We start from the raw sequence: 26,745 nt of genomic DNA on the forward strand, positions 1-26,745 counted from the left end.
CAGGATCAAACTCTACAGTTCGATCTTGAAATTTAAAGTCTTTCGACTAACTCATAAAAACGGAATTGAAGTGAACTTCACTTCTATTCTCATGAGCGTTTTTGGCTTCAAAGAGCCGAGTTCCAAAGAACTTGGCTGTTCGCCTCAAACGCCCACGCTTATCGGCTGTATATTTTTAAGGATCGAAGCAGAGAATTTCTTCTTTACTTCCGACTCGCTGCGATCAGCGAAGCCTTGAATTCTAGCACAGTTTTTAGCGTCGTTGCAATCAAATTTCTTCGATCTTTTCAACACCAGCGATCTGCATCGCTTCTCTTCAGCACAGCCTTGCATTGTAGCACGTTTTTTCAACCCGCCAACAACAAGAACCCTACCGCAGCAACCAGAGCATCAGCTCCAACCACCGGATCAGGCCGCCGAAGCAACCCTCTCATAAAAAAAGCCACCCTTGCGGGTGGCTTTTTTCTATCTTGGCGGAAACGGAGGGATTCGAACCCTCGATGAGGCTCTACACCCCATACTCCCTTAGCAGGGGAGCACCTTCGGCCACTCGGTCACGTTTCCGGAATGACGTTATTGTAACGTGCTTTTTTGCCGGTTTCGGCAAAACGATGATTTTATTCCGGCTTGTCGAGACCGAAGGCGGTGTGCAGGGCGCGCACGGCCAGCTCCAGGTACTTCTCGTCGATGACGACGGAGGTCTTGATCTCGGAGGTGGAGATCATCTGGATGTTCACGCCTTCCTGGCTCAGTGCACGGAACATGGTGGATGCCACGCCCACATGGCTGCGCATGCCGATGCCGACAATGCTGACCTTGGCGATGTTGGGGTTGCCGACGACTTCGGTGGCACCCAGGGCGGGCACGACCTTGTCGCGCAGCAGCTCCATGGCGCGTTGGTAGTCGCCCTGGCTGACGGTGAAGCTGAAGTCGGTTTTGCCTTCCTTGCTGATGTTCTGGATGATCACATCGACTTCGATGTTGGCATCAGCCACCGGACCCAGGATGCCGTAGGCGATGCCGGGGGTGTCGGGCACGCCGAGAACGGAGATCTTGGCTTCGCCGCGGTTGAATGCGATGCCGGATACGACGGCCTTTTCCATTTTTTCGTCTTCCTCAAAAGTAATCAGCGTGCCGGAGGTGGATTCCTCCTCCAGGTCGATGTCCCAGGGCGTGAAGCTGGAGAGCACGCGCATGGGCACCTTGTACTTGCCGGCAAATTCCACCGAGCGGATCTGCAGCACCTTGGAGCCGAGGCTGGCCATTTCCAGCATTTCCTCGAAGCTCACGGTGTTCAGGCGCTTGGCGGCCTGCACCACGCGCGGGTCGGTGGTGTAGACGCCGTCCACGTCGGTATAGATAAGGCACTCGGCCGCCTTCAGCGCCGCAGCCACGGCCACGGCCGAGGTGTCGGAGCCGCCACGGCCCAGCGTGGTGACATGTCCGTTGGGATCGATGCCCTGGAAGCCCGTGATGATGACCACGCGACCAGCGTCGAGTTCGGCGCGAACGCGCTTGTCGTCGATGGACTCGATGCGTGCCTTGGTGAAGCTGCTGTCGGTGCGCACGGGAACTTGCCAGCCCGAGAAGCTGATGGCTTCCACGCCTTCGGCCTGCAGCGCAATGGCCAGCAGTGCCGACGACGCCTGCTCGCCCGTGGAGGCCAGCATGTCGAGTTCACGGTAGTACGCCGTTTTGGCCGAGCCGGGAGCCAGCTCGCTGGCCAGGCCCAGCAGACGGTTGGTTTCGCCACTCATGGCGCTGGGGACGACCACCATCTGGTGACCGGCACGAGCCCACTTGGCCACGCGCTTGGCAACGTTGCGGATGCGCTCTGTCGAGCCCATCGAGGTGCCGCCGTATTTATGAACGATCAGTGCCATTGGATATCAGGGTGACGAAACTGCTTGCCACGGCGCTGTACGACAGAGGGATGCCTGTGCAAGCCAGGATGTTCGAGAGGACTGCGCATGAAGCGAAATGTCCGCCCGGACCCGTCTTGCGCAAGCCGTTTGGTTTTGGCGCGCCGCCGGTTTTCGTACAAAGTTGGACCAAAACTCGTCAATTGTACCAATCGAGCACCGACCCCAGGCGCCGCACAAAACCCCGCCCCATCTTGAGATGGATGCGGTGGCCTCGCGTAAGGCAAACGCCGATCTGCGCGAGCAGCTGATCGAGCTGCGCGGCACTGGGCGTGGTGGCATGCACGCTGCGCAGCCAGTGGCGCAGCACATTGGCCTGGCGCGCGGGGCTCAGCGCCTGCAAGGCGGTGATGCCGGGGGGGCTGCCGATGGCGGCCAGATCGGCCTGCGCCATCTCCTGCAGAAGCTCGGCCGCCTCAGCGCAATGCCGGCTGCTGCGCGCGAACGTGGCGCGAAACTGGGGAAAGGCCTGCTGCAGCGCGGGCAGCAACTGGGCGCGGATGCGATTGCGCGTATAGCGCGCGTCGGCATTGGTCGGGTCTTCCACCCACGCCTGGCCACGCGCCGCAAGCCAGTCACGCAGGGCCTGTCCGGGCAGATCAAGCAGCGGACGATGCCATTCGAGATCCGCCCTGCTCCACTGCGCCGGCATGGCGGCCAACCCGGCCACACCGGCGCCGCGAGACAGAGCCAGCAGCAGCGTCTCGACCTGGTCGTCCGCATGTTGCGCCAGCGCCATGCTGCGAACGGGCGGCAAGGGCTCTCCGCCAGCGCCCTGCCCAGGCCAGGGTTCGCGGGCGGCCTCTATCAGCGTTGCGTAGCGCAGCTGGCGTGCGGCGTCCTCAGGACTTTGGCCCGGCGCGTGGCGCGCGTCCACGCGGCGAATCTTCAAAGGAACGGCATGCTGCGCGCAGACTTTCTCGCACTGGCCGACAAAGGCATCGGCCGCCGACTGCAGACCGTGGTGCACATGGATGGCCACGACCTGGCCCGGCCAGCGCTCGGCGCAGGCCAGCAGCAGCGCCGTGGAGTCCGCACCGCCGCTGAAGGCCACGGCCAGCGGCAGTTGCGGCGCAAAGCGATGGATTGCCGCGTCCAAAGCGGCACCCGGCGCAGCATCTGGAGCGGCTGCCGGAACATTGCGCAGCGGGTCGGTGATCGGAATTTCCACAGGCTTGGATCAGGTATGTCAGGACTCAGGCCGAGTCCCGGCGCAAAAAGAAAACGGCTCCCAGGGGGAGCCGTTCAGTGTGCCAGAGCGTGGCGCAGGCCTTCAGCGGTTGTCGGCCTTGGTATCGGCGAAGCGTCCGTAGCTTTGCAGGCGCTCGTAACGGCGGTCCTGCAGTTCCTTGGGCTTGAGGTCCGCCAGCTGGCGATAGGCATCGCCCAGCGCGCGCTTGAGGAAGGCGGCCATTTGCTTGGGGTCGCGGTGGGCGCCGCCCACGGGCTCGTTGACGATCTTGTCCACCAGGCCCAGGGCCTTGAGGCGGTGGGCCGTGATGCCCATGGCATCGGCAGCGTCCTGGGCCTTTTCGCCGGTCTTCCAGAGGATGGAGGCGCAGCCTTCCGGGCTGATCACGGAGTAGACGGCGTATTGCAGCATCAGCACCTGGTCGGCGACGGCAATGGCCAGGGCGCCGCCCGATCCACCTTCACCGATGACGGTGGTGATGATGGGGGTCTGCAGCTGGGCCATTTCGTAGATGTTGCGGCCGATGGCTTCGGACTGGCCGCGCTCTTCGGCTTCGATGCCGGGGAAGGCGCCAGGCGTGTCCACGAAGGTGAAGACCGGCAGGCCGAACTTTTCGGCCGTCTTCATGAGGCGCAGGGCCTTGCGGTAGCCCTCGGGGCGCGTCATGCCGAAGTTGCGCAGCGTGCGCTCCTTGGTGTCGCGGCCCTTCTGGTGGCCGATGACCATGCAGGAAATGCCATTGAAGCGCGCCAGCCCGCCCACGATGGACTGGTCGTCGGCGAAGTGCCGGTCGCCGTGCATCTCGATGAAGTCGGTGAAGCAGTCGCGCACATAGTCCAGCGTGTAGGGACGCTCGGTATGGCGCGCGATCTTGGTGATCTGCCAGGGCGAGAGGTCGCTGTAGATGTCCTTGGTCAGCTGCAGGCTTTTTTTGCTGAGCTGCTCGATCTCTTCCGAGATATCGACTGCGCTTTCGGTCTGCACGTAGCGCAGTTCCTCGATTTTGGATTCGAGCTCGGCGATGGGCTGCTCAAAATCCAGAAAGTTCTTTTTCGCCAACTTGTTTCTCCTTGTCCCAGCCAGGCACGGTGCATGCGTTCCGGCCGGAAAACGGGGGTTGATCGGGTGTGATCGGTTTGTCTTCAGGCTGCAGGCTGCGGTTCGAGCGAGCGCCAAATATACCAAGTCGCCACGGTGCACCACGGCTTCCAGGCCTCGGCAACCTCACGCGCCTCGCTGCGGCTGACGGGGTCGCCCGAAAAATAGTTCTGGCTGATGCCCGAGATCAGGCCTGCATCGTCCAGCGGCAGCACATTGGGCCGCTGCAGGTAGAAGATGAGGAACATCTCGGCGGTCCAGCGGCCCACGCCTCGGATGGACATGAGTTCGGCCACGATGGCTTCGTCACTCATGCCCTGCCAGTCGTCCTGGTGCAGGCGGTGCTCGGTGAAGTGCATGGCCAGGTCCACCAGGTAGTCCACCTTGCGGGCAGACAGGCCCACGGCGCGCATGTCGTCCACCTTGAGCTTGAGCACCAGGTCAGGCGCCATGCGGGCGGGCAGGCGCGCGAACTTGTTCCACAGCGTCTGCGCAGCCTTCATCGAGATCTGCTGGCCCACGATGGAGCGCGCCAGCGTGGCGAAGGCATCGCCGCCGGGCTGCAGGGCCAGGTGGGCAAAGCGCGGAATCAGGCGCTTCATCACGCGATCGCGCCGCACCAGCTGGCGGCAGGCCTCGGCCCAGTAGGCCGGGGCGCCCTCGGGCGGTGCGGGCAGGGATATCTTGGCCTTGGGAGCGGAGGCAGCGGCAGCGGCGGCCGCAGGCGCCGAACCTGCGCGCGCGCCCAGCGTCACCATCGGCAGCGGGGCCGGTTGCTGTTCGGGCACGGGCAGATCGGCCACCAGCGGCAACTGCTCGAAATCCATGGTGTCCAGGGGTTTGGCGGAGGCCATCAAAGCACCTCCCCGCACCTGGCGCGGCACATCTGGCAAGGCATACGGATCAGCCCTTTGCGGCTGCCTCCCAGGTCGTGCCTGCGGGGGAGTCCTTGAGCACGATGCCCTGTTCCAGCAGCGCCTTGCGGATGCGGTCGGCCTCGGCCCAGTCCTTGGCCGCCTTGGCGGCTGCGCGTGCGGCAATCTGCGCCTCGATGGCGCCGGCATCCATCTCCGAAGTGCCTGCCTGCAGGAAGGCCTGCGGGTCGCCCTGCAGCAGCCCCAGGCAGCCGGCCAATGCCTTGAGCAGGCCCGCCGTCTCGGCACTCTTGCTGCGGTTGACTTCGGCAGCCAGCTCGAACAGCACGGCCACGGCCTCGGGCGTGCCGAAGTCCTCGTCCATGGCCGCCTTGAAGCGTGCGGCAGCGGGATGATTCCAGTCGATGGCAACCTCGGCAGGCGCGACCAGGCTCAGCGCCGTGTACAGGCGCTTGAGCGCGCCGCGTGCGTCGTTCAGGTGCACGTCGCTGTAGTTCAGCGGGCTGCGGTAGTGGCTGCGCACGACGAAGAAGCGCACGGTCTCGGCGTCGTATTCCTTGAGCACGTCGCGGATGGTGAAGAAGTTGCCCAGCGACTTGGACATCTTCTCGTTGTCCACGTTGATGAAGCCGTTGTGCATCCAGACCTGCGAGAACGGCTTGCCGGTCGCACCTTCGCTCTGGGCGATCTCGTTTTCGTGGTGCGGGAACTGCAGGTCGGCACCGCCGCCGTGGATGTCGAAGCTCTCGCCCAGCATCTCGCAGCCCATGGCCGAGCACTCGATGTGCCAGCCGGGACGGCCCACGCCCCAGGGGCTGGCCCACTTGACCTCTTCCGGCTCGGCGGGCTTGGCGCTTTTCCACAGCACGAAGTCCAGCGGATCCTGCTTGCCGTCCTGCACGGCCACGCGTTCGCCGGCCTGCAATTCGTCCAGCGACTTGCCCGACAGCTTGCCGTAGCCGGGGAACTTGCGCACGGCGAAGTTCACGTCGCCATCCGTGCCCTGATAGGCCAGGCCCTTGTCCTGCAGACGGCCGATCATGGACAGCATCTGCGGCACGTATTCGGTGGCGCGCGGCTCATGCGTGGGGCGCTCGATGCCCAGGGCGTCGGCGTCCTGGTGCAGGGCGTCGATCATGCGGTCGGTCAACGAGCGGATGGTCTCGCCGTTCTCGACGGCGCGCCGGATGATCTTGTCATCGATGTCGGTGATGTTGCGCACATAGGTCACGCGATGGCCGCTGGCACGCAGCCAGCGCTGCACCACATCGAAAGCGACCATGGAGCGTGCGTGTCCCAGGTGACACAGGTCGTACACGGTCATGCCGCACACATACATGCGCACATGGCCCGGTTCGATTGGCGAAAACGCTTCCAATGCACGCGACAGCGTGTTGTAGATACGCAAACTCATGGATGTTTATCAGGGGAGAAAGGGTCGCTGCAGGGGGCGCGTCCCACGCGCCGCCGGACCCTTGGCGCCGATGCAGGCATGCTCAGCAGGGAGCAGGAGCGGCAGGCGCAGAGCCCGTGTGACCCAGCACACCCCTCAGCTACAATTGACCGCAGTATAAGCCCGCGCCGCGGGGCATTCCCCCGAGGCCCCGAAAGCACCTACATGCCTCTACGCAACTCGTTTCGCTCCGCCCTGCGCCTCGCGGCACTGGCGGCCCTGCTCGCAACAGGCCACGCCCACGCCGACGACTATACGGAAGTGAATCAGTTGCTGCGCAACGGCAAGAGCACCCAGGCGCTGGCACGCGCCGATGCCTATCTGGCCAAGAACGCACGCGACCCGCAGATGCGCTTTCTCAAGGCCGTTGCACTGACCGACAGCGGCAAGACGGACGAGGCCATCGCCGCGCTGAACCAGCTCATCGAGGACTACCCCGAGCTGCCCGAGCCCTACAACAATCTGGCGGTCATCTATGCCGGCCAGAACCAGCTCGACAAGGCGCGCTCCGCGCTCGAATCCGCCGTGCGCAACAACCCCAACTACGGCGTCGCCTACGAGAACCTGGGCGACATCCATGCCCGCCTGGCCTACGAGGCCTACTCCAAGGCGCAAGGCCTGGATGGCCGCGCGGCCAGCGTGCGCCCCAAGCTCAAGCTGCTGCGCGACCTGCTGGCACCCGTCACCGCCGCCAAGTAGGCCCCCGGCCCACGCGCGCAGCCCTTGCGCCAGCGCGCGTGCGGCGGTCGATCGGGTCTTGCCATGCCTGGCGCGCACCCGCAGGAACCTGCCCGGTTTTCCCCACTCCATCCCCCAGCCCTTTGGCTTTCACAGGAGATTCGCATGACCACACGCCGCATTGCGTCGCTTTCCCTGGCCGGCATGGCCCTGGCCGCTTCCCTTTTCACCGCCCTGCCCGCCATGGCGCAGAACGCCACGCCCAAGGTGCAGATCAAGACCAGCATGGGCGACATCGTGCTGGAGCTGAACGAAGCCAAGGCACCCAAGACCGTGGCCAACTTCATGCAGTACGTGCGCGACAAGCACTATGACGGCACGGTGTTCCACCGCGTGATGGACGGCTTCATGATCCAGGGCGGCGGCATGGATGCCAGCCTCAAGGAAAAGCCCACGCGCGCGCCGATTCCGCTGGAAGCGGACAACGGCCTCAAGAATGACCGGGGCACCATCGCCATGGCGCGCACGGGCAACCCCAACTCGGCCACCTCGCAGTTCTTCATCAACGTGGTGAACAACGACATGCTCAACGCGCCCAAGCCCGATGGACACGGCTACGCCGTCTTCGGCCGCGTGGTCCAGGGCATGGACGTGGTGGACAAAATCCGCACGGTGGCCACGGGCAACCAGGGCATGCACCAGAATGTACCCACCAAGCCGGTGACCATCCTCTCGGCCACCGAAGTCAAGTAAACCGCGCGCCGCGCCTTGCGTGGCACGCCCTTCCCCTCCATCCAACAAGGAATCGCCATGAGCAATCCCCAAGTCGAACTCCACATCGCCGACCACGGCGTCATCACCATCGAACTCGACGCCGCCAAGGCCCCGAAGAGCGCAGAGAACTTCCTGGCCTATGTGAACAAGGGCCACTACAACAACACCATCTTCCATCGCATCATCGATGGCTTCATGATCCAGGGCGGCGGCTTCGAGCCCGGCATGAAGCAAAAGGAGACGGACGCTCCCATCGAGAACGAGGCCAAGAACGGCCTGAAGAACGACAAGTACACCCTGGCCATGGCCCGTACCGGCGACCCGCACTCTGCCACCGCCCAGTTCTTCATCAACGTGGCCGACAACGGCTTCCTGAACCACACCTCGCCCAGCGCACAGGGCTGGGGCTATGCCGTGTTCGGCAAGGTGGTCAAGGGCACCGAGATCGTGGACAAGCTGCGTGGCGTGAAGACCGGCCGCAACGGCGGCCACCAGGACGTGCCCAAGGATGACGTGATCATCGAAAAGGCCGTGGCCCTGTAATCAGGCGCTTGCGCACACGGGGCGGCCGTGCCCTTTCGGGTCCGGCCGCCCTGTTGTCCATGCGTATGGCACCAGGCCGTGCGCATGGACAACAGACCCGCTCCAGAGCCGTCCCAAGGCTCCTACAGCCCTTCATGCAGCGCCCTTGCCGGGTGCCCCGTCCCATGGCCCAGACCGCCGCGCCCCGCCCTCTTCCCGTGCCGCCCATTGCGGCCGAGTGGACACTGCCTGCGGGCTGGCGCACGCTGGAGTTCATCTCGGACCTGCACCTGCAGGCCAGCGAGCCCGCCACCGTGCAGGCCTTCCGGCAGTACCTGGCCGCCACGCGGGCCGATGCCGTCTTTCTGCTGGGCGACCTGTTCGAGGTCTGGGTGGGTGACGACGCCCTGCTGGAGCCGGGCAGCTTCGAGGCCGAATGCGCCACCGCCATGCGCGCGGCAGCCACCCGCACGCCGCTGTTCTTCATGCAGGGCAACCGCGACTTCCTGACCGGCGCGCAGTTCGATGCGCTGTGCGGCACGACCACCCTGGCCGATCCCACCGTGCTTGACTGCGGCGACCAGCGCATCCTGCTCAGCCATGGCGATGCCCTGTGCCTGGACGATGTGGACTACCAGCGCTTTCGCGCCATGGCCCGCTCGGCCGCCTGGCAGGCTGGCTTCCTGGCCCAGCCGCTGCAGGTGCGCCGCGACCAGGCACGCGGCATTCGGCAGGAGAGCGAATCGCGCAAGCGGGAATCGGACGGCCATGGCGCCGCCATGCCCACCTATGCCGACCTTGACGCGCAGGCCACGCGCAGCTGGCTGCATGCCGCAGGTGCCGCCACCCTGATCCACGGCCACACGCACCGCCCGGCCGACCATGACCTGGGCGATGGCCTGCGGCGCATCGTGCTCAGCGACTGGGATCTGGCGGCGCCCGTGCCCCGCGCCGAGGTGCTGCGCTGGGAGCGCGGCATGGGCCTGCAGCGCCTGCCACTGTCCGACGTTCTTGAACAGGCCAGCCCGCCATGAGCCTTTGGCAACACCTGGGCCGCTGGGTCCGCAGACTGGGCCGCCGCGCACGCTCCACGGTGTCGCCGGTGCCCGAGATTCCCGCGCCGCTGTGGCTGTCCACGCTGGCCGCCTACCCCTTTCTCGCGTCGCTGACGCTGGAGGAGCAATCCAAGCTGCGCGCCCTGGCCGCCGTCTTCCTGCAGCGCAAGCGCTTCCACGGCGCCCATGGCCTGGAAGTCAGCGACGCCATGGCGCTGGAGATTGCCGCCCAGGCCTGCCTGCCCCTGCTGCACTGGGGCGAGCCACAGGGCGCGCTGTCCTGGTATGACGACTTTGTCGGCATCGTGGTGCACCCGGGCGATGCCGTGGCGCGGCGCCAGAGCATGGACGAGGCCGGCGTCATCCACGACTACGACGAAGTGATCATGGGCGAGGCCATGCATGGCGGCCCCGTCATGCTGAGCTGGCAGGCCATTGGCGCAGGCCGCGGGTCGCATGCCAGCCACCATGGCCACGGCGGCCAGCCCGCCAACGTGGTGATCCACGAATTCGCCCACAAGATCGACATGCGCAACGGCGGCGCCGATGGCTGCCCACCCCTGCCGCCGGGCTTCATGGGCAGCAGCTCCGCGCGCCAGGCCCGCGAGATATGGCAGGCCGCCTGGGCACCGGCCTACGACGCCTTCCGTGAGCAGATCACCATCGCCGAGCGCTTTGGTGGCGAATGGCCCTGGCTGGACGGCTATGGCGCCACGGCGCCCGCCGAATTCTTCGCCGTGGCCTGCGAGGCCTTCTTCGTGGACCGCGCCCGCTTTGCCCTGGAATTTCCCACGCTGGCGCCGCTGCTGGCTGCGCTCTTCAAGCCGGCCACCAGTCAACCCTGATCGGAGCAAACCTCCTTCAGGGCCTGGGCGAACAGGCGCTGCTCCTCGTACTGCCCGCCCGCCTTGCGCTCGAACAGGGTGATGGGTGGCAGGGTCCAGCCGAAACGGTGGCGCACGATGCCCACGCCCGCGATGCGCACCAGTTCCTCGGCAATGTCGGCCGGCACGATGGACACGGCCCGCTCATTGGCCGCCACCAGCTCGCCGATCACCTTGGCCGAGAGCGTTTCCACAAACGGCGGCGGCGGCTCCACGCCCGCGCGCAGAAAAAAGTCGGTGATCTGCTCGCGCATGGGCGTGCGGCGCTGGCCCAGCACCCAGTCAAGCCCCGTGAGTTCGGCCCACTGCAGAGGCCGGCGCCCCAGCCGCGCGGCCAGGCTGCGGTGGGCGATCAGGCGTGGCTCCTGCTCATAAAGCACGCTGTGCCGTATGCCGCTCATGTCCAGCACAGCCGAGGCGCGGCCAATCACGCAGTCCAGCTCATGTGCGCGCAACTTTTGCAGCAGGCGGTCGCTGGTGTCCTCATGCAGCGTGACCGTGATGCGCCGGCCTTGCGGCCGCGTCCTGCCGATGGCATCGGCCAGCATGCGCGCCGGCAGAAAGGGGATGACACCCACCTGCAGGTGCGCCGCACGCTGCTGCCCCACGGCCTCGATGTCGTGGGCCCAATGGTCCAGATCGGCCAGCATGCCCCGGGCGCGCGCCAGCACCAGCGCGCCCAGCTCCGTAGGCTCCATGCCGCGCGCAGAACGCAGGAACAGCGGCGCGCCGAACAATGACTCCAGCTCGGCCAGGGCCTGGGTCACGGCGGGCTGGCTGGTGGCCATGCGCTCGGCCACGCGGGTCAGCGTGCCCAGCTCGCTGATGGAGCGCAGCAGCAGCAAATGCTTCATCTTCAGGCGCGTGGCCATGCGGTGGGCCAGTTGGGCAGCGGACGATGCAGTGCGGTTTTGCGGCATGGATTCAGGCGTGGTGCGGCATAAGCAAAACCATATTGAACAATAAAAACAAACGAATTTCTGCTTATGCACGCGCTCCAGAATTCATGCGTCTTGCACACCCAAAACGAAAGGACCAGGCAGACCATGGATGGCATGTTTTTCATCATCGCGCTGGGCGCGGCGGCGGCCGGATTCGTGCAGGGCCTGTCGGGCTTTGCCTTCGGCATGGTGGCCATGTCGTTCTGGGCCTGGGTGCTGGAGCCGCGCGATGCGGCCGTGCTCACCGTCTTCGGCTCGCTGCTGGGCCAGGTGCTGTCGGCCATCACCGTGCGGCGCGGGTTTGCGCTGGCAAAGCTGCTGCCCTTCATCCTGGGCGGTCTTGCCGGCATTCCGCTGGGCGTCTTGCTGCTGCCGCACCTGGACATGGCCTGGTTCAAGGCCCTGCTGGGCGGCATGCTGGTGCTGTGGTGCCCGGTGATGCTGCTGTCGGCACGGCTGCCCAGGCTGGCGCGCGGCGGCCGCCTGGCCGATGGTGCCGTGGGCCTGGCGGGCGGCGTGATGGGCGGACTGGGCGGCTTCACGGGCACGCTGCCCACGCTGTGGTGCACGCTGCGCGGCTACCCCAAGGATGAGCAGCGCTCCGTCATCCAGAACTTCAACCTGTCCATGCTGGCCGTGACCATGGCCACCTACCTGGGCACCGGCATGGTCACGCGCAGCATGCTGCCGCTGTTCGCCATCGTGGCGCCGGCCATGCTCATTCCATCGCTGCTGGGCTCCAGGCTCTATATCGGTATCAGCGAGGCACGGTTCCGGCAGATCGTGCTGGGCCTGCTGTGCCTGTCCGGCGTGGCGCTGCTGGCGTCTTCCGTGCCCGTACTTTTGCAGCGCGTGGCCTGAGCGCGCCGCGCGCCCACACTCCATCGGCCAACGGCAGTCAACTATGTGAACCTCTGGCACACGCCTCGCTATGCTTCATCGTATATTACGAACTGCACCAGCCCTTCCATGAGAGGCCTTCCGATGTTGACGCCCCCCTTCAAACTCAGCGCAGGCGGCATGGCCGCCCTGGGCGCCGCCGTGTCGGCCGGCGCGTTGCAGTCCGGGGACGGCCAGTGCTGCGGGCACGACCATGTCCGCGAAGAGCATGGCGGCGCAGCGCACGCCCAGGCGCGCACCCGGCTCTACCAGCTGGACACGCATCTGCACTGCTCGGTGATAGGCACCTGCCTGAGCCCGGCCGAGCTGCGCAAGCTGATGGGCCGGCACATGGATATCAAGGGCAAGACCGACCTGGAACTGCACCACCAGGCCGTGGGCCTGGCGCATGAGAACGGCGACCTGTCCAAGGCCATCCACAAGGCGCTGGACCAGCGCCATGCCGCCGTGATCAAGGGCTTTGCCGCCGCCCAGGACGAGGCTGCACTGGAGGCCGCGTGGAAGCAGGCCTGGCAGCAGGGCGAGATTCCGGGCGCCTACTGGGCCCTGCTCACGCACAAGTGCACCAGCTTTGCGCTGCGGCAAATGGCCTTTGGCGAGGTGCACATGCTGTCGCACCTGATGGGATCGGCCAACCGGCATGAACTCAAGCGCTTCGTGGCACTGGAAAAGGAAAACCTGGAACTGCAGGACAAGCTGGAACGCGAACGCCAGCGCCACCACCAATCCCAGCTCGAACGTGATGCGCTGGCCGGCCAGCTGCGCCAGCAGTCCCTGGACTTCGAAGCCCGCCTGTCGCAACTCAGGGCAGGGGCAGCCCCTGGAGGCGAGACCCGCCCCGCCGATGCCGGCGCCCTGGTCGGCATGCACACCGAACGGCGCGAGCGTGCAGAACGCGCTGCCGAACAGGCCTGGGCCGAGGCTGGCCGCCTGCAGCAGATGGCCGAGCAATTGCAGCAGCGCGTGCAATGGCTGGCCGAGGAACTGGCCGCCGCCGAAAAGGAACTGCATCGCGCCGCCACCCAGCCCCAGGCCCCCGATGCCGCGCAGCAGCAGGCGCTGCAGGGCCGCAAGCTGCTCTACGTGGGCGGGCGCCCCAGCTCCACCCCTGCCATACGCGACCATGTACAGCGCCATGGCGGCGAGTTCCTGCACCACGACGGCGGATTGGAGACGCGCAAGGGCCTGCTGGCCGCGCAGCTGCCCCGCGTCGACTTGGTGGTGTTCCCCGTGGACTGCGTGGACCATGATTCCGTGGTCAACCTCAAGCGCCTCAGCGAGCGGCATGGCGTGCCCTTCATCGCGCTGCGCACGGCCAGCCTGGCCAGCTTCGCGGCCACCGTGGCGCGCGAGTTGGCACCGCCCGACGCGGGAACCCGCACCACCAGCGCATCACACTTTTGCCTGCGCCACGGTTGATGGTGCCGCGTGGCGCGGGCCCAGCGCCGGGCCTTGTGTTTTCAGGATTCCATCAGCACCTCAGCACCTCAGTACCGCGCATCGGCCGGCTTCTTGTCCTTGGGCCAGTCCTTGTGCTTGTTGGCAAAGTCCGGGCGCGGCTGGTGGCTGAAGTACTCGGCCACGTCCACGGCCTCCTGGTCGCTGAGGCCGCCCTGGCCCAGCGGGAAGTTGCCATGGAAGGCGATGGGCATGTTGCGCTTGACGAAGGCCGCTGCCGTGTAGGTGCGCGCCATACCCGCGCCGATGTTGAAGGACTCGTCACCCCACAGCGGCGGATAGACCCACTGGCCCTTGGCATTCTTCACGCCCTCGCCCTCGCCGCCATGGCAGACCGCGCACTGGGCCGCATAGACCTTCTTGCCGTTGTCCACGTTGGGCACGATGGACTGGCTGATCTTGCCCACGCCCCGGCCTTCGACCTTGTCTTCGGGTTTGGTTTCGCGGCGCATCCAGTCGAAGTAGGCGACCATGGCCTTGATCTCGTCGGACTCCAGCGGCAGCGGCTTGCCGTTCATGGAGCGCAGGAAGCAGCCATTGATGCGATCCTCCAGCGTGATGACGCGGCCCGCGCGCGGCGCATAGCCGGGGAAGAAGGCCGAGACACCGATATAGGGCGAACCATCGGCCACCGTGCCCGCGTTCAGGTGGCAGCTGGCGCAGTTCAGCGCATTGCCCACATTCCTGGGCAGCAGGTCACGCGTCTCTATGTTCAGGCGGGCGCCGTAGACCAGTTGCTTCGCGTTGGATTCGTCCAGCATGGCGGCCAGGCGCGGCGTCTCGAAGGGGCGTGCGCTTTCGCCCTTGGCATCGAGCTGCTTGCGCATGGATTGCACCTCCCTGGCATGGATCTCGCGCGCATTGGCACGGCCCCAGCTCTTGCGGGCGAAGTTGAGGATGTCGGCAATCTCCGCATCCTTGAGCTGTGCAAAGGCCGGCATGGTCAGCGGCCGCGCATGGCTTTGCGTGACGGGCGCCTTCCAGCCCACCAGCATCAGATGGATCAGGGTGGACGGGTCCTGCGACTGCAGCGAGAAATTGCCGGCCAGCGGCGGGAACACGTCCTTCACGCCACCGCCATCGGCACGGTGGCAGTCGGCGCAGAACTGCAGATAGCCCAGGCCACCCCGGCTGGCGTAGAGATCGGCAGGCACGTCGGAAGACACTGCCGGCGTGGCGGACGGCGCATGCACGGAAGCCTGCGACGCCGGATGCGGGGCGATGACCGGCCCCGGCCCCTGGGCCACCTGCATGGGCAGATCGTTCTTGCCTGCGGGCAGCGACTTCAGATAAGTGCCAATGGCCAGCAGGTCCGCATCGCTCATGTACTGCGTGCTGTGCTGCACCACATCGACCATGTTGCCGGAGACCGTGCCGTGGCTGTTGCGCCCGGTCTTGAGCAACTGGGCGGTTTCCTCGGGTGTCCACAGATTGCGCAGGCTCAGCGCGCGCCAGTTCTCCACGGTCTCGCCGGCCAGGAAATACTCGCCCTTGCCGCCCTCGCCGGTCATGGTCTTTTCCTGGAAGCCCACGCCGCGCGGCGTATGGCAGGCGCCGCAGTGGCCCAGGCCCTGTACCAGGTAGGCACCCCGGTTCCACTGGGCAGTTTGCTGCGGTTGGGGCTGGAAGGGCGTGTCATCCAGAAACACCCAGTTCCACAGCGCCAGGCCCCAGCGCTGGTTGAAGGGAAAGCCCAGGTCGGACTCCTTGTTGGCCGCCTTCACGGGCGCCACGCCCTGCAACAGATAGGCGTAAAGGGCCTGCATGTCCTCGGCCGTCATCTTGGCGTAGGAGGGATAGGGCATGGCCGGGTACAGGTTGCGGCCATCGGCCGCGACGCCCTTGCGCATGGCGCGGTCGAAATGCTCGAAGCTGTATTTGCCCATGCCCGTATCGGCGTCGGGCGAGATATTGGTGGAATAGATCTTGCCGAATGGCGTCTCCAGCGCCAGCCCACCACCCATGGGCTGGGATTTATTGCCGGTGTGGCAGGCAACGCAATCTCCCAGGCGTGCGATATATCGGCCGCGATCGACCAGGGTTCTTTGCTCCTCCGTCAGGTCCGCCGCGTAATCGGCAGGCAGGTCATCAATGATTTGTGGCATTTGCGCATGGTCCACTCCGGGCGCCGGCGCCGAAATGGCCAGTTGCCAGGCGGCGGCCGACAGCGCGGCCACGCACAGCAGGCCTTGCTTGAGCGAGAGTTTCATCGTCTTCGATCCACTGAAATGAATTATTATTGAAAGAGGAAAAAACGGATATTGACGAGATATTCAACCCAACGCCTGCAGCCATTGCAGCAAATGACAATCTCTTTGCGCAATATCTTCTTATATATACGAATTCTAGTGGTATCTCCCTATTTTTTCCATGCAAGCCGACGAAAACGATAAGCCAATAGCGCATTTAACGCGGGCTTAATCAATGCAAGGAAAAAGCGCGCGCAGCCTTCTCGGGTGCGCACGAAAAAGCGGCCCGCAAGGGGCCGCTGATTTCACCGTCGGTGTATCCGTCAGTGTATGGGGTGGCGGCTCGCCCGCCGGGCTCAGACCGCCTGACTGCAGCGGCGCGCCGCCTGCGCCACGCTGTGCGCGTCCACGCCAAAGTGGCCGCGCAACGCGGCACGCGTGTCACTTCGGCCAAAGCCGTCCGTGCCCACGGTGAGGAATCGCCTGCCTGCGGGCAGGAAGGCGCGCACGGTCTCGGGCACGGCGCGCACATAGTCGGTGGCAGCAATCACCGGGCCCTGCGTGCCGTCCAGCAGTTGGGCGATCCAGGGCTGGCCAGGTGCCTCACCTGCCAGCATGCGCTGCTCGCAGGCCACGCCATCGCGCGCCAGTTCGCTCCAGCTGGTCACGCTGACCACGGTGGCGGCCATGCCCTCGCTGGCCAATTGCTCGGCGGCCTTGAGCACTTCGGTGAGGATGGCACCCGATCCCAGCAAGGTGACATGCTGCGTGGCACGGCCCGCATCGCCAAAGCGGCTGAACACATAGCCGCCGCGCAGCACGCCTTCGGCCGCGCCCGGTGGCAGGTCGGGCTGGGCGTAGTTCTCGTTCATCAGGGTGATGTAGTAGAAAACGTCGCGCTGCTCGACCAGCATCTCGCGCATGCCGGCGTCCAGGATCACGGCCAGCTCGCCCGCATGCGCGGGGTCCCAGGCCTTGCAGTTGGGAATGGTGGCCGCCACCAGATGGCTGGAGCCGTCCTGGTGCTGCAGGCCTTCTCCGCCCAGCGTGGTGCGGCCCGAGGTGGCGCCCAGCAGAAAGCCGCGCGCCCGCTGGTCGGCCGCCGCCCAGATGGCGTCGCCCACGCGCTGGAAGCCGAACATGGAGTAGTAGATGTAGAACGGCAGCATGGCCATGCCGTGCACGCTGTAGCTGGTGGCTGCCGCCGTCCAGCTGGCGATGGCGCCGGCCTCGCTGATGCCCTCCTCCAGGATCTGGCCGTCCAGCGCCTCGCGGTAGGACAGCACCGAGCCGATGTCTTCGGGCGCGTAGCGCTGCCCCAGGCTGCTGTAGATGCCCACCTGCTTGAACAGGTTGGCCATGCCGAAGGTGCGCGCCTCGTCCGCCACGATGGGCACGATGCGCGGACCCAGCTGCGCGTCCTTGAGCAGGCCGCCCAGCATGCGCACGAAAGCCATGGTGGTGCTCATCTCCTTGCCGGCAGGCGCCAGCGCGAACTGCGCGTACTGGTCCAGGGCAGGTACGGGCACGCGGTCGCACACGGTTTCGCGGCGCGGCAGTGCGCCGCCCAGGGCCGTGCGGCGATCGCGCAGGTACTGCATCTCGGCGCTGTCATCGGCAGGCTTGTGGAAGGCCAGGCCCTTGGCCTGCTCGTCACTGAGCGGCAGGTTGAAGCGGTTGCGGAACTCGATCAGGTCGGACTCGTCCAGCTTCTTCTGGCTGTGCGTGGTCATCTTGCCCTGCCCGGCCGAGCCCATGCCGTAGCCCTTCTTGGTATGGGCAAGGATCACCGTGGGCTGGCCGCGATGGGCGGCAGCCGCTGCATAGGCCGCATGGATCTTCACCAGGTCATGGCCGCCGCGCTTCAAGCGGTCGATCTGCTCGTCCGTCAGGCCCTGGGCCAGGGCGGCAAGCTCGGGGTTCTGTCCGAAGAAATGCTCGCGGTTGTAGCGTCCGTCCTTGGCGGCGAAGGTCTGCATCTGCCCGTCCACCGTGCCGCCCAGCGTGCGTGCCAGGGTGCCGGTGAGGTCGCGCGCAAACAGCCCGTCCCAGTCGCTGCCCCACAGCAGCTTGACCACGTTCCAGCCCGCGCCGGCAAACAGCCGCTCCAGTTCATCGACGATGCGGCCATTGCCGCGCACCGGGCCGTCCAGCCGCTGCAGATTGCAGTTGACCACCCAGACCAGGTTGTCCAGCCCCTCGCGCGCGGCCAGCGTGAGGGCGCTCATGCTTTCGGGTTCGTCCATCTCGCCGTCGCCGAACACGCCCCAGACCTTGCGTTCCTGGCAGTCAAGCAGGCGGCGGTGCGTGAGATAGCGCATGAAGCGCGCGTGGTAGATGCTGCTGATGGGGCCTATGCCCATGGAGCCCGTCGGGAACTGCCAGAAATCGGGCATCAGCCAGGGATGGGGATAGCTGGACAGGCCTTGCGCGCCAGCGGCCGGCGCGCTGATCTCCTGGCGGTAGTGCTGCAGGTCCTGCTCGGTCAGCCGCCCTTCCAGGAAGGCCCGCGCATACACGCCGGGCGCGCTGTGCGGCTGAAAGAACACCAGGTCGCCCCGGTGCTGTCCCGGCTCAAGTCCCTCCCGGGCATGGAAGAAATGATTGAACCCGGTCTCGAACAGGTCGGCCGCGCTGGCATAGCTGGCAATATGGCCGCCCAGCTCGCCATAGGCCTGGTTGGCGCGCACCACCATGGCCAGCGCGTTCCAGCGCATGATGGACGCCAGCCGCTCCTCGATGGCCAGGTCGCCCGGAAACACCGGCTGCTGCTGCGCCGCCACGGTGTTCACATAGGGCGTGTTCAGGTCAGGCTGCCAGCCCAGGCGCTGCTCGCGCGCCATGCGCGCCAGCTCTTCCAGCACGAAGCGCGCGCGCTGCGGACCTTCTGTGGCGACCAGGGCCAGAAAGGCCTCGCGCCATTCGGCGGTTTCCTGGGGATCGGTATCGATATCGGCCAGCGCGGCCAGTGGCGTGGGTGCGTTCATGTCCGCCACTTTAGGACTGGCAGGCCGGCATGAGCAGCCGTTCATGGATAAGGAAAACGCCATATTCCAGCATTTCATGCCGGTATCTACATAAAATCCGGCACATGAAACTGGACACCATCGACTTGCGCATTCTGGCCGAGTTGCAAACGGACGGCTCGCTGTCCAACGTGGAGCTGGCGCGGCGCGTGCATCTGTCGCCCTCGCCCTGCCTGGCGCGCGTCAAGGCACTGGAGAAGGCCGGCGTGATCGCGCGCTATGTGGCGCTGGCCAATGCGTCGGCGCTGGGGCTGGGGCTGAATGTGTTCATCAACATCAGCCTGAAGTCCCAGGCCAAGGAATCGCTGGCCGACTTCGAGCGCCGCATTGCCGAGCACGACGAGGTCATGGAGTGCTACCTGATGAGCGGCGACGCCGACTACCTGATCCGCGTGGCGCTGGCCGACATCGGAGCGCTGGAGCGCTTCATCGTGGAGCAGCTCACCCCGATTCCGGGCATAGAGAAGATCCGCTCCAGCTTCACACTCAAGCAGGTGCGGTACAAGACCGCCCTGCCACTGCCTGCGGCGGGTTGATCCGAATCCCGACTCAGCCCGCAGGCTTGGCCATCTCGCCGGTGGCGATGCGGCGGCGCAACTCGCCCAGCACGGCCTTGAGGCGGCGCTCGTTGTCCAGGCCCACGCGCACCAGCATCTTCTGGCCGCTGGACAGGGCCTGCAGCTCAGGGTCGGCGTATTCGTAGCGCACCCAGGGCTGGATGGAGGGCACCTCGCCCTCCACCTTGGTCAGCCGTACCTGCACCGGGCCCGCGGGCTCGGGCGCGGCGCGCAGGTGGTCTATGACGGCAATGAGGCGATCGTTGAAATAGCGGCTGGGATAGCCCAGGTCTTCATAGGCGGTCTGGAACAGGGGATACAGCCGGGCATAGAGCTTGACGGCCCCGTCCATGGGAATGGACTCGGCAAAGGTCACGAAGGCCTTGTAGCGTGCGGCGTTGGCGGGGGCGATGGCCTGCGCCTCACCAGCCTCCGCCGCGCCCTCCACCGTGAAACGCTGAGGCGCCGGGTGCACGGGCCAAAGCCGTGCAGGGGCCTGGGAGCGGGTCAGGTTGTCCACGGTGGCCACGGCGCGGCGCACAAAGCCGTCCATCTGCAGAAAGCTGCCTGCCTTGTCACGGCCCAGCAGGCCGTTGAGGGCCTGGGTGACATGGGCGTCGGAGTCCTGCAGCGCGGGCAGGCCGGGGGCGGGTTGCTCCAGCGCATCGACAGGGTTCTGGGGCTCGGTCAGCTCGGGCGCGGGGACGGGTTCAGGTTCGGAGGGCTGGGTGGACTGGGCGGGCGCCTGCGCCACTTCCGGCGGCGCCTCGGGCACGGGGGCGGGACGCCACCAGTACCACCAGGCCGCGCCCCCCAGGGCGGCAGCCGCCAGCACCGCTGCGGCGATGCCGAAAGCCGATGGGCCGGAGGATCTGGCGCGGGGGCGGAAGTCTTGGGGATCGCGTTCTGGCATGGATGGGTCCTTTGGCTTGGGCAGGGGGCTGGCAGCTCAGTTGCCGCAGGACGTGCGACAGCAAAGCACAACCAGGGTTCCCCGGCTTTGCTGACACCGGCCCCTGCCTTGTGTTTATAAGCCGCCGCGCTCTCTGCGCAGGCCATCGTGCGCGCCCGGCAACAACGCGTTACCCGGCTTACGCGGCCGTCTCAGCCCTGCGTGCCCAGATCCTGGAGCCAGGCCATGGCGGCCTGCAGCTCGTCGGGGCGGATCTCATGCATGCTCGGGTACTCGTGGTAGCTCAGCTGCAGCGGCAGGCGCTGCACGTGGCTGCGAATGGCGTGGGCGCTGGTCAGCGGAATGACGTTGTCGTAGGTGCCGTGGCTGACCCAGAGCGACTTGCCGTCAAAGGCCGCATCAGGGGCCTGGTGCGGCAAGGCCTCGGGCAGCAGGCGGCTGTGCCAGCACATGGCGGCGCGCAGCAGCGCGGGCTGGGTCAGCAGCAGGCTGAGCGCCATGATGCCGCCCTGGCTGAAGCCGCCCGCCACGGTTCGCTGGGCAGGGATGTCCAGCCGCGCACCGGCCTGCTGCACGGTCTGGGCCACCAGGGCGCGGCTGTGCTCTTCCTGCGATGCGTGGATGTGGCGCGTGCCGTTGGCATCCACCGTGAACTGGAACCAGGCATGGGCTGAGGGACCCATGGAAAACGGAGCGCGCAGGCTGAGCACGTGGAACTGCGGCGGCACGAACGATGCGAGGCCGAACAGATCCTGCTCATTGCTGCCAACGCCATGCATGAGCACCAGCAGCCAGGGCTGCTGCCCCGGCGCGGGTTGTGCGGGGCGCTCCAGCGCCACCAGAGGCAGGTCGATCATCACGGACTCCTTGGTTTTTTAGCGATTTCCAGGACCGGGGTGGTCCCGGGCAACGCGCCATTGTGGCGCCTCGCCAAGTCCGCGGCAGCAGGAGGTTATGCCGCCTGCGCGTCCTCGAAGGCCATCGCATCCATGGCCAGGATGGAATACATGACTTCGCGGCTCAGATACCGTGGCCGCGCTGTCGCGCCGGCCGCGCCCAGCGCGAAGTACAGCGGCATGAAGTGCTCTTCGCTGGGATGGGCGCGCCGGGCCGAAGGCGCGCGGGTGCGGTAGTCCAGCAGCGCGGGCAGGTCCTGCGCCTGCAGGCGCGATTCGATCCAGCGGCTGAAATCCTGCACGTAGGGCGAGGAGGCGCTGGAGCCGCCGACGGCATGGTCGTCCTGCAGGCCATCCTGGCTGCGCAGGGCCTGCACGGCGTCGTCCACACGCACCGTGGCCTCGCCCGTGCCGCCCCGGAATTCGCCCAGGTTATGCGTCATGCTGCCGGAGCCAACGATGAGCACGCCCTCATCGCGCAAGCCCGCCAGGGCTGCGCCCAGCGCATGGGTTTCGGCCGGCCCGGCCGAGGCGGGCAGGGACAGCTGCACCACGGGCAGGTCGGCATCCGGCAGCAAATGCATCAACGGCACCCAGGCGCCGTGGTCGAAGGGCCGCTGCGCGTTGGCGCTGGCGGCAATGCCTGCGGCCTGCAGGCGGTCCATGACTTCCTGCGCCAGTTGCGGCGCGCCGGGGGCCGGGTATTGCAGTTCGTAGAGCGCGGGCGGAAAGCCGCCGAAGTCGTGCCAGGTGGAGGGCGTGGCGCCTGTCATGACTTCCACGCCCTGCGACATCCAGTGCGGCGACATGACGACCACGCCGCGCAGCGGGCCGTGGGCCTGGCGCAGCGCCCTGCCCCATTGCGCGAGCACGGGGCCGGTTTCACCCGGCTCCAGCGCGAACATGGGCGAGCCGTGGGAGATATAGAGCACGGGCAGCCGGGCACCGGCAGCGGAGGAAACCCGGGGAGAGTGGGGAGCGTGGGAGTCTTGCATTCCCCTAATGTAGGGACGCCCGGGCGCCGCGCCAAGCCGCCAGCGGCAGCACACATTGTTGCGCTGGCCGGGCCAATCCGAATCAATCGTCGCGCGGGCGCCCGCGCAGGGCCTTGGTGGCGCCGTGCCGGCTCTTGCTTTCCAGGCGGCGCCGCTGCGACCCCAGCGTGGGCCGGGTGGCGCGGCGCAGGATGGGCTCGGGATAGGCGGCGGCCACCAGCACGTTGAGCCGCTGCAGCGCGGCGCGCAGGTTCTGCTCCTGCGTACGGTGTTGCTGTGCCTTGATGACGACCACGCCCTCGTTGGTGATGCGGCCGTCGCGCAGGGCCAGCAGGCGCTGCTGCACGGCCTCGGGCAGGCGCGAGGCGCGCACGTCAAAGCGCAGGTGCACGGCGCTGGAGACCTTGTTCACGTTCTGGCCGCCTGCGCCCTGGGCGCGCATGGCGGTCCACTGCACCTCGTGCAGCTCGATGGGCCGCATGCGCTCAGGCATCCAGCGCAGCGGTCAATGCCGCCACAAAGGCATCGGGACGCTCATGCATGACCCAGTGGCCCGCGCCGGGCACCAGCGCCAGGCCGCGGAAGTCGCGCGCATGGCGTGCAAAGGCCTGGGCCAGCTCCTGCATCATCGGGCCCGGGTAGAGCGCGTCGTGCTCGCCATAGATGGCCCATACGGGGCCGTCCACGGCCTGCAGGGCACGCGCCAGCACGTCGGTGTGCGATAGGCGGCGGCGCGGAAGGCGGTCACGCTCCACGTTGAGCACATGCAGGGCCAGCGTGTCCTCGTCGATCAGGCCGGCGTCATGCAGCATCAGCGCCTGCAGGTTGTAGCGGTGGGCCACGGCCTGCGCCTCGGGCGTGGCCAGGTGGCGCCAGCCCTTGAGCCGCACGGCCAGGCCCTTGCCCACGCCCATGCCGGGCGCCCCGGCCAGCACCAGGCGCCGGGCCAGCGTGCCGTCGGCGGCGGCCAGCATGCCGGCCGTCATGCCGCCAAAAGAGAAGCCGACCAGATCGCACAGCGGGGCGGCGGGCGCACCGCCATCGGCCAGCAGTTGCCGCAGGCCCTGGCGCAGCGGCTCGACCAGGGTGTCGGCATCCTGCCCGCCCGGCACGCCATCGGAATCACCGAAACCGGGCAGGTCGGGTATCCACAGCTGGCGCCCCTGGGCCAGCTGTGCGTCCATGCAGCGCAGCCAGTGCGTCCAGCTGCCGCTGCCGCCGTGCAGCATGACGATGGGCAGCTCGCCCGCGCGTGCCTCGCCCCAGACATGCCAGACCATGTACCCGTCTTCGGGCTGCGCGGCAGACAGCGGCGTGGTCAGGCGCCGCGCCTGGGCGCGCAGGCGCTCAATGGCGGCGGGCGTATTCACCACTGGGCCACGGCGTCAATGGCCAGGCCGTAGCCGGCCACGCCAAAGCCGCACATCACGGCGCGCGCGGCGGCCGCCAGGTAGGAGTGGTGGCGGAAGCTCTCGCGCGCATGCACGTTGCTGATGTGCAGCTCCACCAGCGGCACGCCCGTGCCCTTGACGGCATCCAGCAAGGCCACGCTGGTGTGGGTGTAGGCGGCGGCGTTGAAGATCAGGCCGGCCAGGCGGCCTTCGGCGTGCACACGGCCGGCTTCGTGGACCCAGTCCACCAGTTCGCCTTCATGGTTGCTCTGGCGAAATTCCAGCGCCAGCCCGTAGCGCGCGCAGGCGGCTTCGCACAGCGCACGCACATCGGCCAGGGTCTGGGAGCCATAGATGGCGGGTTCACGCAGGCCCAGCAGGTTCAGGTTCGGGCCATTGAGGACATAGACGGTTTTCACGGCGGGGACACTCCAGGTTTCCAACGGGCTGGATTATGCGGGCCATCCCCGGCCCGGTCTTGGCGCAGGCACCACGGAAAAAGCCGCCCCAAGGGGCGGCAAGCGTCGGTTCAGCGCGGCTCAGCTCAGATCAACGGCGCCAGTGGCCATGCCCGTGGCCATGGCCATGGCGGTACTCGCCACGGTATCCACCCCGGTAGCCGCCGCCATAGCCGTATCCGTAGCCGGGAACGACCACGACGGGCGGAGCACGGTAGACGGCGCGCGGCGCGTAGTAGACCGGAGGCGGGGGAGCGTAGTAGATGGGCTGGGGCGGCGCCACATAGACGGGGGCCGGCGCCACATAGACGGGCGGGCCATACATGCCCGGCGAATTCAGGCTGATGGACCAGTGCACATCGCCCCGGGCCTGGGCGGCGCCCGAAGCCACCAGGGCGGCCAATGCGAGGCCGGCTGCTGCTGCTCTTGCAACCCACGGGGAAGCTGTCGTTGTCATGGTGTCTCTCCTCGAAGTTGGACAGGCGTGGCAGGCATTGCCGCTGGTGCCGCCTTCCCCCACTTTGGCACAGGGGGACGGCATACGCCCTGCATTCTCAACGCGCGAGAGGGGTCTACGGATGGCAGGCTTTTATACAAGTTTGTTTCCAAATGCCTCAACCCTTGGCTGGCGCGGCTGTCCGAAAGCCGTCCGGAGCGGGTCTGCAGGCGGGCGCCTACAATGCTGCGATGAGCTCTGCTGACGCCTCCCCCATCTCCAAAGATCCGGTCAAACCGAGTAACTTTTTGCGCCAAATCATCGAGGCCGACCTGGCCAACGGTACCCACGCCCAGCGCCGCTGGGGTGGAAGCCCCGGTGATGGCGACCACCACAACCAGGGCCAGGTGGACGTGGCGAAGATCCGCACACGCTTCCCGCCCGAGCCCAACGGCTACCTGCACGTGGGCCACGCCAAGGCCATCTGCCTGAACTTCGGCCTGGCGCGCGACTACGAAGGTGCCTGCCACCTGCGTTTCGACGACACCAATCCCGAGAAGGAAGACCAGGAGTACGTGGACAGCATCATCGATGCCGTCCATTGGCTGGGCTTCGGCTGGAAGGAAGCCGACGGCCACGAGAACCTGTACTTCGCCAGCAACTACTTCGACTTCATGTACCGCGCAGCCGAGTACCTGATCGAGCAGGGCCTGGCCTATGTGGACGAGCAAAGCGCCGACGACATGAAGGCCAACCGCGGCGATTTCTCGCGCCCCGGCGTGGACAGCCCGTTCCGCAGCCGCACGGTGGCCGAGAACCTGGCGCGCTTTCGCGAAATGCGCGACGGCAAGCTGCCCGATGGCGCTGCCGTGCTGCGCGCAAAGATCGACATGGCATCGCCCAACATCAACCTGCGCGATCCCGCCATCTACCGCGTGCGCCATGCCGAGCACCACAACACCGGCAACCAGTGGTGCATCTACCCGATGTACACCTTCGCCCATCCCATCGAGGACGCGCTGGAGCACATCACCCACAGCATCTGCACGCTGGAGTTCGAGGACCAGCGCCCGTTCTACGACTGGCTGCTGGACCACCTGCGCGCAGGCGGCCTGATCGCCGCGCCGCAGCCGCGCCAGTACGAGTTCTCGCGCCTGCACCTGACCTATGTGATCACCAGCAAGCGCAAGCTCAAGCACCTGGTGGACAACGGCATCGTCAGCGGCTGGGACGATCCGCGCATGCCCACCATCGTCGGCCTGCGCCGCCGTGGCTACACGCCCCTGAGCATCCAGGCCTTCTGCGAGCGCATCGGCGTGACCAAGGACTACGCCTGGATCGATTACTCCACGCTGGAAGGCTGCCTGCGCGAGGACCTGGAGAACCAGGCCCATCGCGGCATGGTGGCCCTGGACCCGCTCAAGCTGGAGCTGACCAACTGGGCCGAGGTCTTCGGCAGCGCCGAACACCTGGAAGCCTGCGAGCTGCCCGCCCTGCCCCACGCCGCCGAAGGCCAGCAGGTGCCGGTGCGCCGCTTCACGCTGGGCCGCGAGGTGTGGATCGAGCGCGAGGACTTCGCCGAAGTGCCGCCCAAGGGCTACAAGCGCCTGTTCCCCGGCAACAAGGTGCGCCTGAAGGGCGGCTACGTGATTGAGTGCACGGGCTGCGAGAAGGATGCCGAGGGCAACGTCACCAAGGTGCTGGCCACCGTGGTGCCCGACACCAAGAGCGGCACGCCGGGTGCGGACAGTGTCAAGGTCAAGGCCGCCATCACCTGGGTGGGCGTGGCCGACGGCGTGCAGGCCGAGGTGCGCCTGTACGACCGCCTGTTCACCGACCCGCAGCCCGATGCGGGCGGCAAGGACTTCCTGACGCTGCTCAACCCGGACAGCCTCAAGGTGGTGACCGCCTATGTGGAGCCTTCGCTGGCCAACGCGCAGCCTGACGACAAGTTCCAGTTCGAGCGCTTCGGCTACTTCGTGGCCGACCGCAAGGACCACACACCGGGCAAGCCCGTGTTCAACCGCGCAACGGGTCTCAAGGACTCCTGGGGCAAGTAGGCGCATGGCCCGCTGACGGGCACCTGCACCGCTGCTCCCCGAAGATGGCCCACCATCCTGCTTTGCAGGGGT

General features: G+C 66.7%; 25 protein-coding genes and 1 tRNA gene. 10 read left to right on the plus strand and 16 right to left on the minus strand.

Annotated features, from left to right (window positions below; genetic code table 11):
* Positions 1–238 (plus strand): hypothetical protein (locus AC57B5_RS10155; RefSeq protein ID WP_496399451.1); only part of this gene is annotated, 238 nt, incomplete at its 5' end.
* A 233-nt stretch (positions 239–471) separates the two neighbouring features.
* On the opposite strand, the gene AC57B5_RS10160 is transcribed toward AC57B5_RS10155, so the two are convergent.
* From AC57B5_RS10160 to cysS, 6 genes are all read right to left on the minus strand, one after another.
* Positions 472–564: transfer RNA gene (locus AC57B5_RS10160), tRNA-Ser, on the minus strand.
* A gap of 53 nt (positions 565–617) precedes the next feature.
* The gene (locus AC57B5_RS10165) at positions 618–1,883 is read right to left on the minus strand and encodes an aspartate kinase (protein ID WP_012204430.1); all 1,266 of its coding nucleotides are present in this window, start codon (positions 1,881–1,883) and stop codon (positions 618–620) included.
* Between the two features lie 178 nt (positions 1,884–2,061).
* Complete coding sequence (gene tilS / locus AC57B5_RS10170; RefSeq protein WP_496400101.1) at positions 2,062–3,069, minus strand: tRNA lysidine(34) synthetase TilS; 1,008 nt, start codon at positions 3,067–3,069, stop codon at positions 2,062–2,064.
* A gap of 126 nt (positions 3,070–3,195) precedes the next feature.
* On the minus strand, positions 3,196–4,173 hold the full coding sequence (locus AC57B5_RS10175) for an acetyl-CoA carboxylase carboxyltransferase subunit alpha (protein ID WP_012204428.1): 978 nt from the start codon (positions 4,171–4,173) through the stop codon (positions 3,196–3,198).
* Positions 4,174–4,256: 83 nt separating this feature from the next.
* Positions 4,257–5,066, minus strand: a complete 810-nt coding sequence (locus AC57B5_RS10180) for a DNA-3-methyladenine glycosylase family protein (protein WP_034391589.1) — start codon at positions 5,064–5,066, stop codon at positions 4,257–4,259.
* 49 nt (positions 5,067–5,115) lie between these two features.
* Positions 5,116–6,501: a cysteine--tRNA ligase gene (gene cysS, locus AC57B5_RS10185; RefSeq protein ID WP_013803373.1), complete on the minus strand. Its 1,386-nt coding sequence runs from the start codon at positions 6,499–6,501 to the stop codon at positions 5,116–5,118.
* 204 nt (positions 6,502–6,705) lie between these two features.
* On the opposite strand from cysS, the gene AC57B5_RS10190 reads away from it, so the two are divergent.
* The 5 genes from AC57B5_RS10190 (at position 6,706) to AC57B5_RS10210 (ending at position 10,414) form a co-directional block, all read left to right on the plus strand.
* Positions 6,706–7,239 carry a tetratricopeptide repeat protein gene (locus AC57B5_RS10190; protein ID WP_013803374.1) on the plus strand — a complete coding sequence of 178 codons (534 nt, stop codon included), beginning with the start codon at positions 6,706–6,708 and terminating at the stop codon, positions 7,237–7,239.
* Positions 7,240–7,383: 144 nt separating this feature from the next.
* Positions 7,384–7,971 carry a peptidylprolyl isomerase gene (locus AC57B5_RS10195; RefSeq protein WP_013803375.1) on the plus strand — a complete coding sequence of 196 codons (588 nt, stop codon included), beginning with the start codon at positions 7,384–7,386 and terminating at the stop codon, positions 7,969–7,971.
* Between the two features lie 57 nt (positions 7,972–8,028).
* Entirely contained in the window at positions 8,029–8,535 is a 507-nt protein-coding gene (locus AC57B5_RS10200) for a peptidylprolyl isomerase (RefSeq protein ID WP_013803376.1), read from the plus strand.
* Between the two features lie 164 nt (positions 8,536–8,699).
* The gene (locus tag AC57B5_RS10205; RefSeq protein ID WP_496399452.1) at positions 8,700–9,548 is read left to right on the plus strand and encodes a UDP-2,3-diacylglucosamine diphosphatase; all 849 of its coding nucleotides are present in this window, start codon (positions 8,700–8,702) and stop codon (positions 9,546–9,548) included.
* Positions 9,545–10,414, plus strand: coding sequence for a zinc-dependent peptidase (locus AC57B5_RS10210; RefSeq protein WP_492805759.1), 870 nt, complete (start codon positions 9,545–9,547; stop codon positions 10,412–10,414). The genes AC57B5_RS10205 and AC57B5_RS10210 overlap by 4 nt, the downstream gene beginning before the upstream one ends.
* On the opposite strand, the gene AC57B5_RS10215 is transcribed toward AC57B5_RS10210, so the two are convergent.
* Complete coding sequence (locus AC57B5_RS10215; RefSeq protein ID WP_496399453.1) at positions 10,405–11,373, minus strand: LysR family transcriptional regulator; 969 nt, start codon at positions 11,371–11,373, stop codon at positions 10,405–10,407. The two genes, AC57B5_RS10210 and AC57B5_RS10215, sit on opposite strands and share 10 nt — an antisense overlap.
* 126 nt (positions 11,374–11,499) lie before the next feature.
* Here AC57B5_RS10215 and AC57B5_RS10220 point away from each other — a divergent pair, with 126 nt between their 5' ends.
* Both AC57B5_RS10220 and AC57B5_RS10225 read left to right on the plus strand, forming a co-directional pair.
* A complete protein-coding gene (locus AC57B5_RS10220) occupies positions 11,500–12,255 on the plus strand; it encodes a sulfite exporter TauE/SafE family protein (protein ID WP_216595204.1) in 756 nt (251 codons plus the stop codon).
* A 123-nt stretch (positions 12,256–12,378) separates the two neighbouring features.
* Positions 12,379–13,713: a DUF2325 domain-containing protein gene (locus tag AC57B5_RS10225; protein ID WP_313238418.1), complete on the plus strand. Its 1,335-nt coding sequence runs from the start codon at positions 12,379–12,381 to the stop codon at positions 13,711–13,713.
* A gap of 68 nt (positions 13,714–13,781) precedes the next feature.
* Here AC57B5_RS10225 and AC57B5_RS10230 read toward each other — a convergent pair whose 3' ends face one another.
* Positions 13,782–15,962, minus strand: a complete 2,181-nt coding sequence (locus tag AC57B5_RS10230; protein ID WP_454709360.1) for a c-type cytochrome — start codon at positions 15,960–15,962, stop codon at positions 13,782–13,784.
* Between the two features lie 335 nt (positions 15,963–16,297).
* The gene (gene mdeB / locus AC57B5_RS10235) at positions 16,298–18,928 is read right to left on the minus strand and encodes an alpha-ketoglutarate dehydrogenase (protein WP_496399454.1); all 2,631 of its coding nucleotides are present in this window, start codon (positions 18,926–18,928) and stop codon (positions 16,298–16,300) included.
* A gap of 104 nt (positions 18,929–19,032) precedes the next feature.
* Between mdeB and AC57B5_RS10240 the strand changes: the two genes are divergently transcribed.
* On the plus strand, positions 19,033–19,503 hold the full coding sequence (locus AC57B5_RS10240) for an Lrp/AsnC family transcriptional regulator (RefSeq protein WP_012204416.1): 471 nt from the start codon (positions 19,033–19,035) through the stop codon (positions 19,501–19,503).
* Between the two features lie 13 nt (positions 19,504–19,516).
* Here the strand turns inward: AC57B5_RS10240 and AC57B5_RS10245 are convergent, their stop codons facing one another.
* From AC57B5_RS10245 to AC57B5_RS10275, 7 genes are all read right to left on the minus strand, one after another.
* A complete protein-coding gene (locus tag AC57B5_RS10245; RefSeq protein WP_496399455.1) occupies positions 19,517–20,437 on the minus strand; it encodes a DUF3014 domain-containing protein in 921 nt (306 codons plus the stop codon).
* Positions 20,438–20,628: 191 nt separating this feature from the next.
* Positions 20,629–21,294 carry an alpha/beta hydrolase gene (locus AC57B5_RS10250; protein WP_013803384.1) on the minus strand — a complete coding sequence of 222 codons (666 nt, stop codon included), beginning with the start codon at positions 21,292–21,294 and terminating at the stop codon, positions 20,629–20,631.
* Positions 21,295–21,389: 95 nt separating this feature from the next.
* Positions 21,390–22,328, minus strand: a complete 939-nt coding sequence (locus AC57B5_RS10255) for a DODA-type extradiol aromatic ring-opening family dioxygenase (protein WP_496399456.1) — start codon at positions 22,326–22,328, stop codon at positions 21,390–21,392.
* Positions 22,329–22,410: 82 nt separating this feature from the next.
* Positions 22,411–22,821, minus strand: a complete 411-nt coding sequence (gene arfB, locus AC57B5_RS10260) for an alternative ribosome rescue aminoacyl-tRNA hydrolase ArfB (protein ID WP_017405644.1) — start codon at positions 22,819–22,821, stop codon at positions 22,411–22,413.
* Positions 22,814–23,698 carry an alpha/beta fold hydrolase gene (locus tag AC57B5_RS10265; RefSeq protein WP_496399457.1) on the minus strand — a complete coding sequence of 295 codons (885 nt, stop codon included), beginning with the start codon at positions 23,696–23,698 and terminating at the stop codon, positions 22,814–22,816. The genes arfB and AC57B5_RS10265 overlap by 8 nt, the downstream gene beginning before the upstream one ends.
* Positions 23,695–24,138, minus strand: a complete 444-nt coding sequence (aroQ, locus tag AC57B5_RS10270; RefSeq protein ID WP_496399458.1) for a type II 3-dehydroquinate dehydratase — start codon at positions 24,136–24,138, stop codon at positions 23,695–23,697. The genes AC57B5_RS10265 and aroQ overlap by 4 nt, the downstream gene beginning before the upstream one ends.
* A 130-nt stretch (positions 24,139–24,268) precedes the next feature.
* Positions 24,269–24,634, minus strand: coding sequence for a hypothetical protein (locus tag AC57B5_RS10275; protein WP_154834853.1), 366 nt, complete (start codon positions 24,632–24,634; stop codon positions 24,269–24,271).
* 230 nt (positions 24,635–24,864) lie between these two features.
* On the opposite strand from AC57B5_RS10275, the gene AC57B5_RS10280 reads away from it, so the two are divergent.
* On the plus strand, positions 24,865–26,673 hold the full coding sequence (locus AC57B5_RS10280; protein WP_496399459.1) for a glutamine--tRNA ligase/YqeY domain fusion protein: 1,809 nt from the start codon (positions 24,865–24,867) through the stop codon (positions 26,671–26,673).
* Positions 26,674–26,745 lie beyond the last annotated feature (72 nt).

The organism is Delftia sp. BGA-UO-ETr-SB1 (assembly GCF_059567865.1).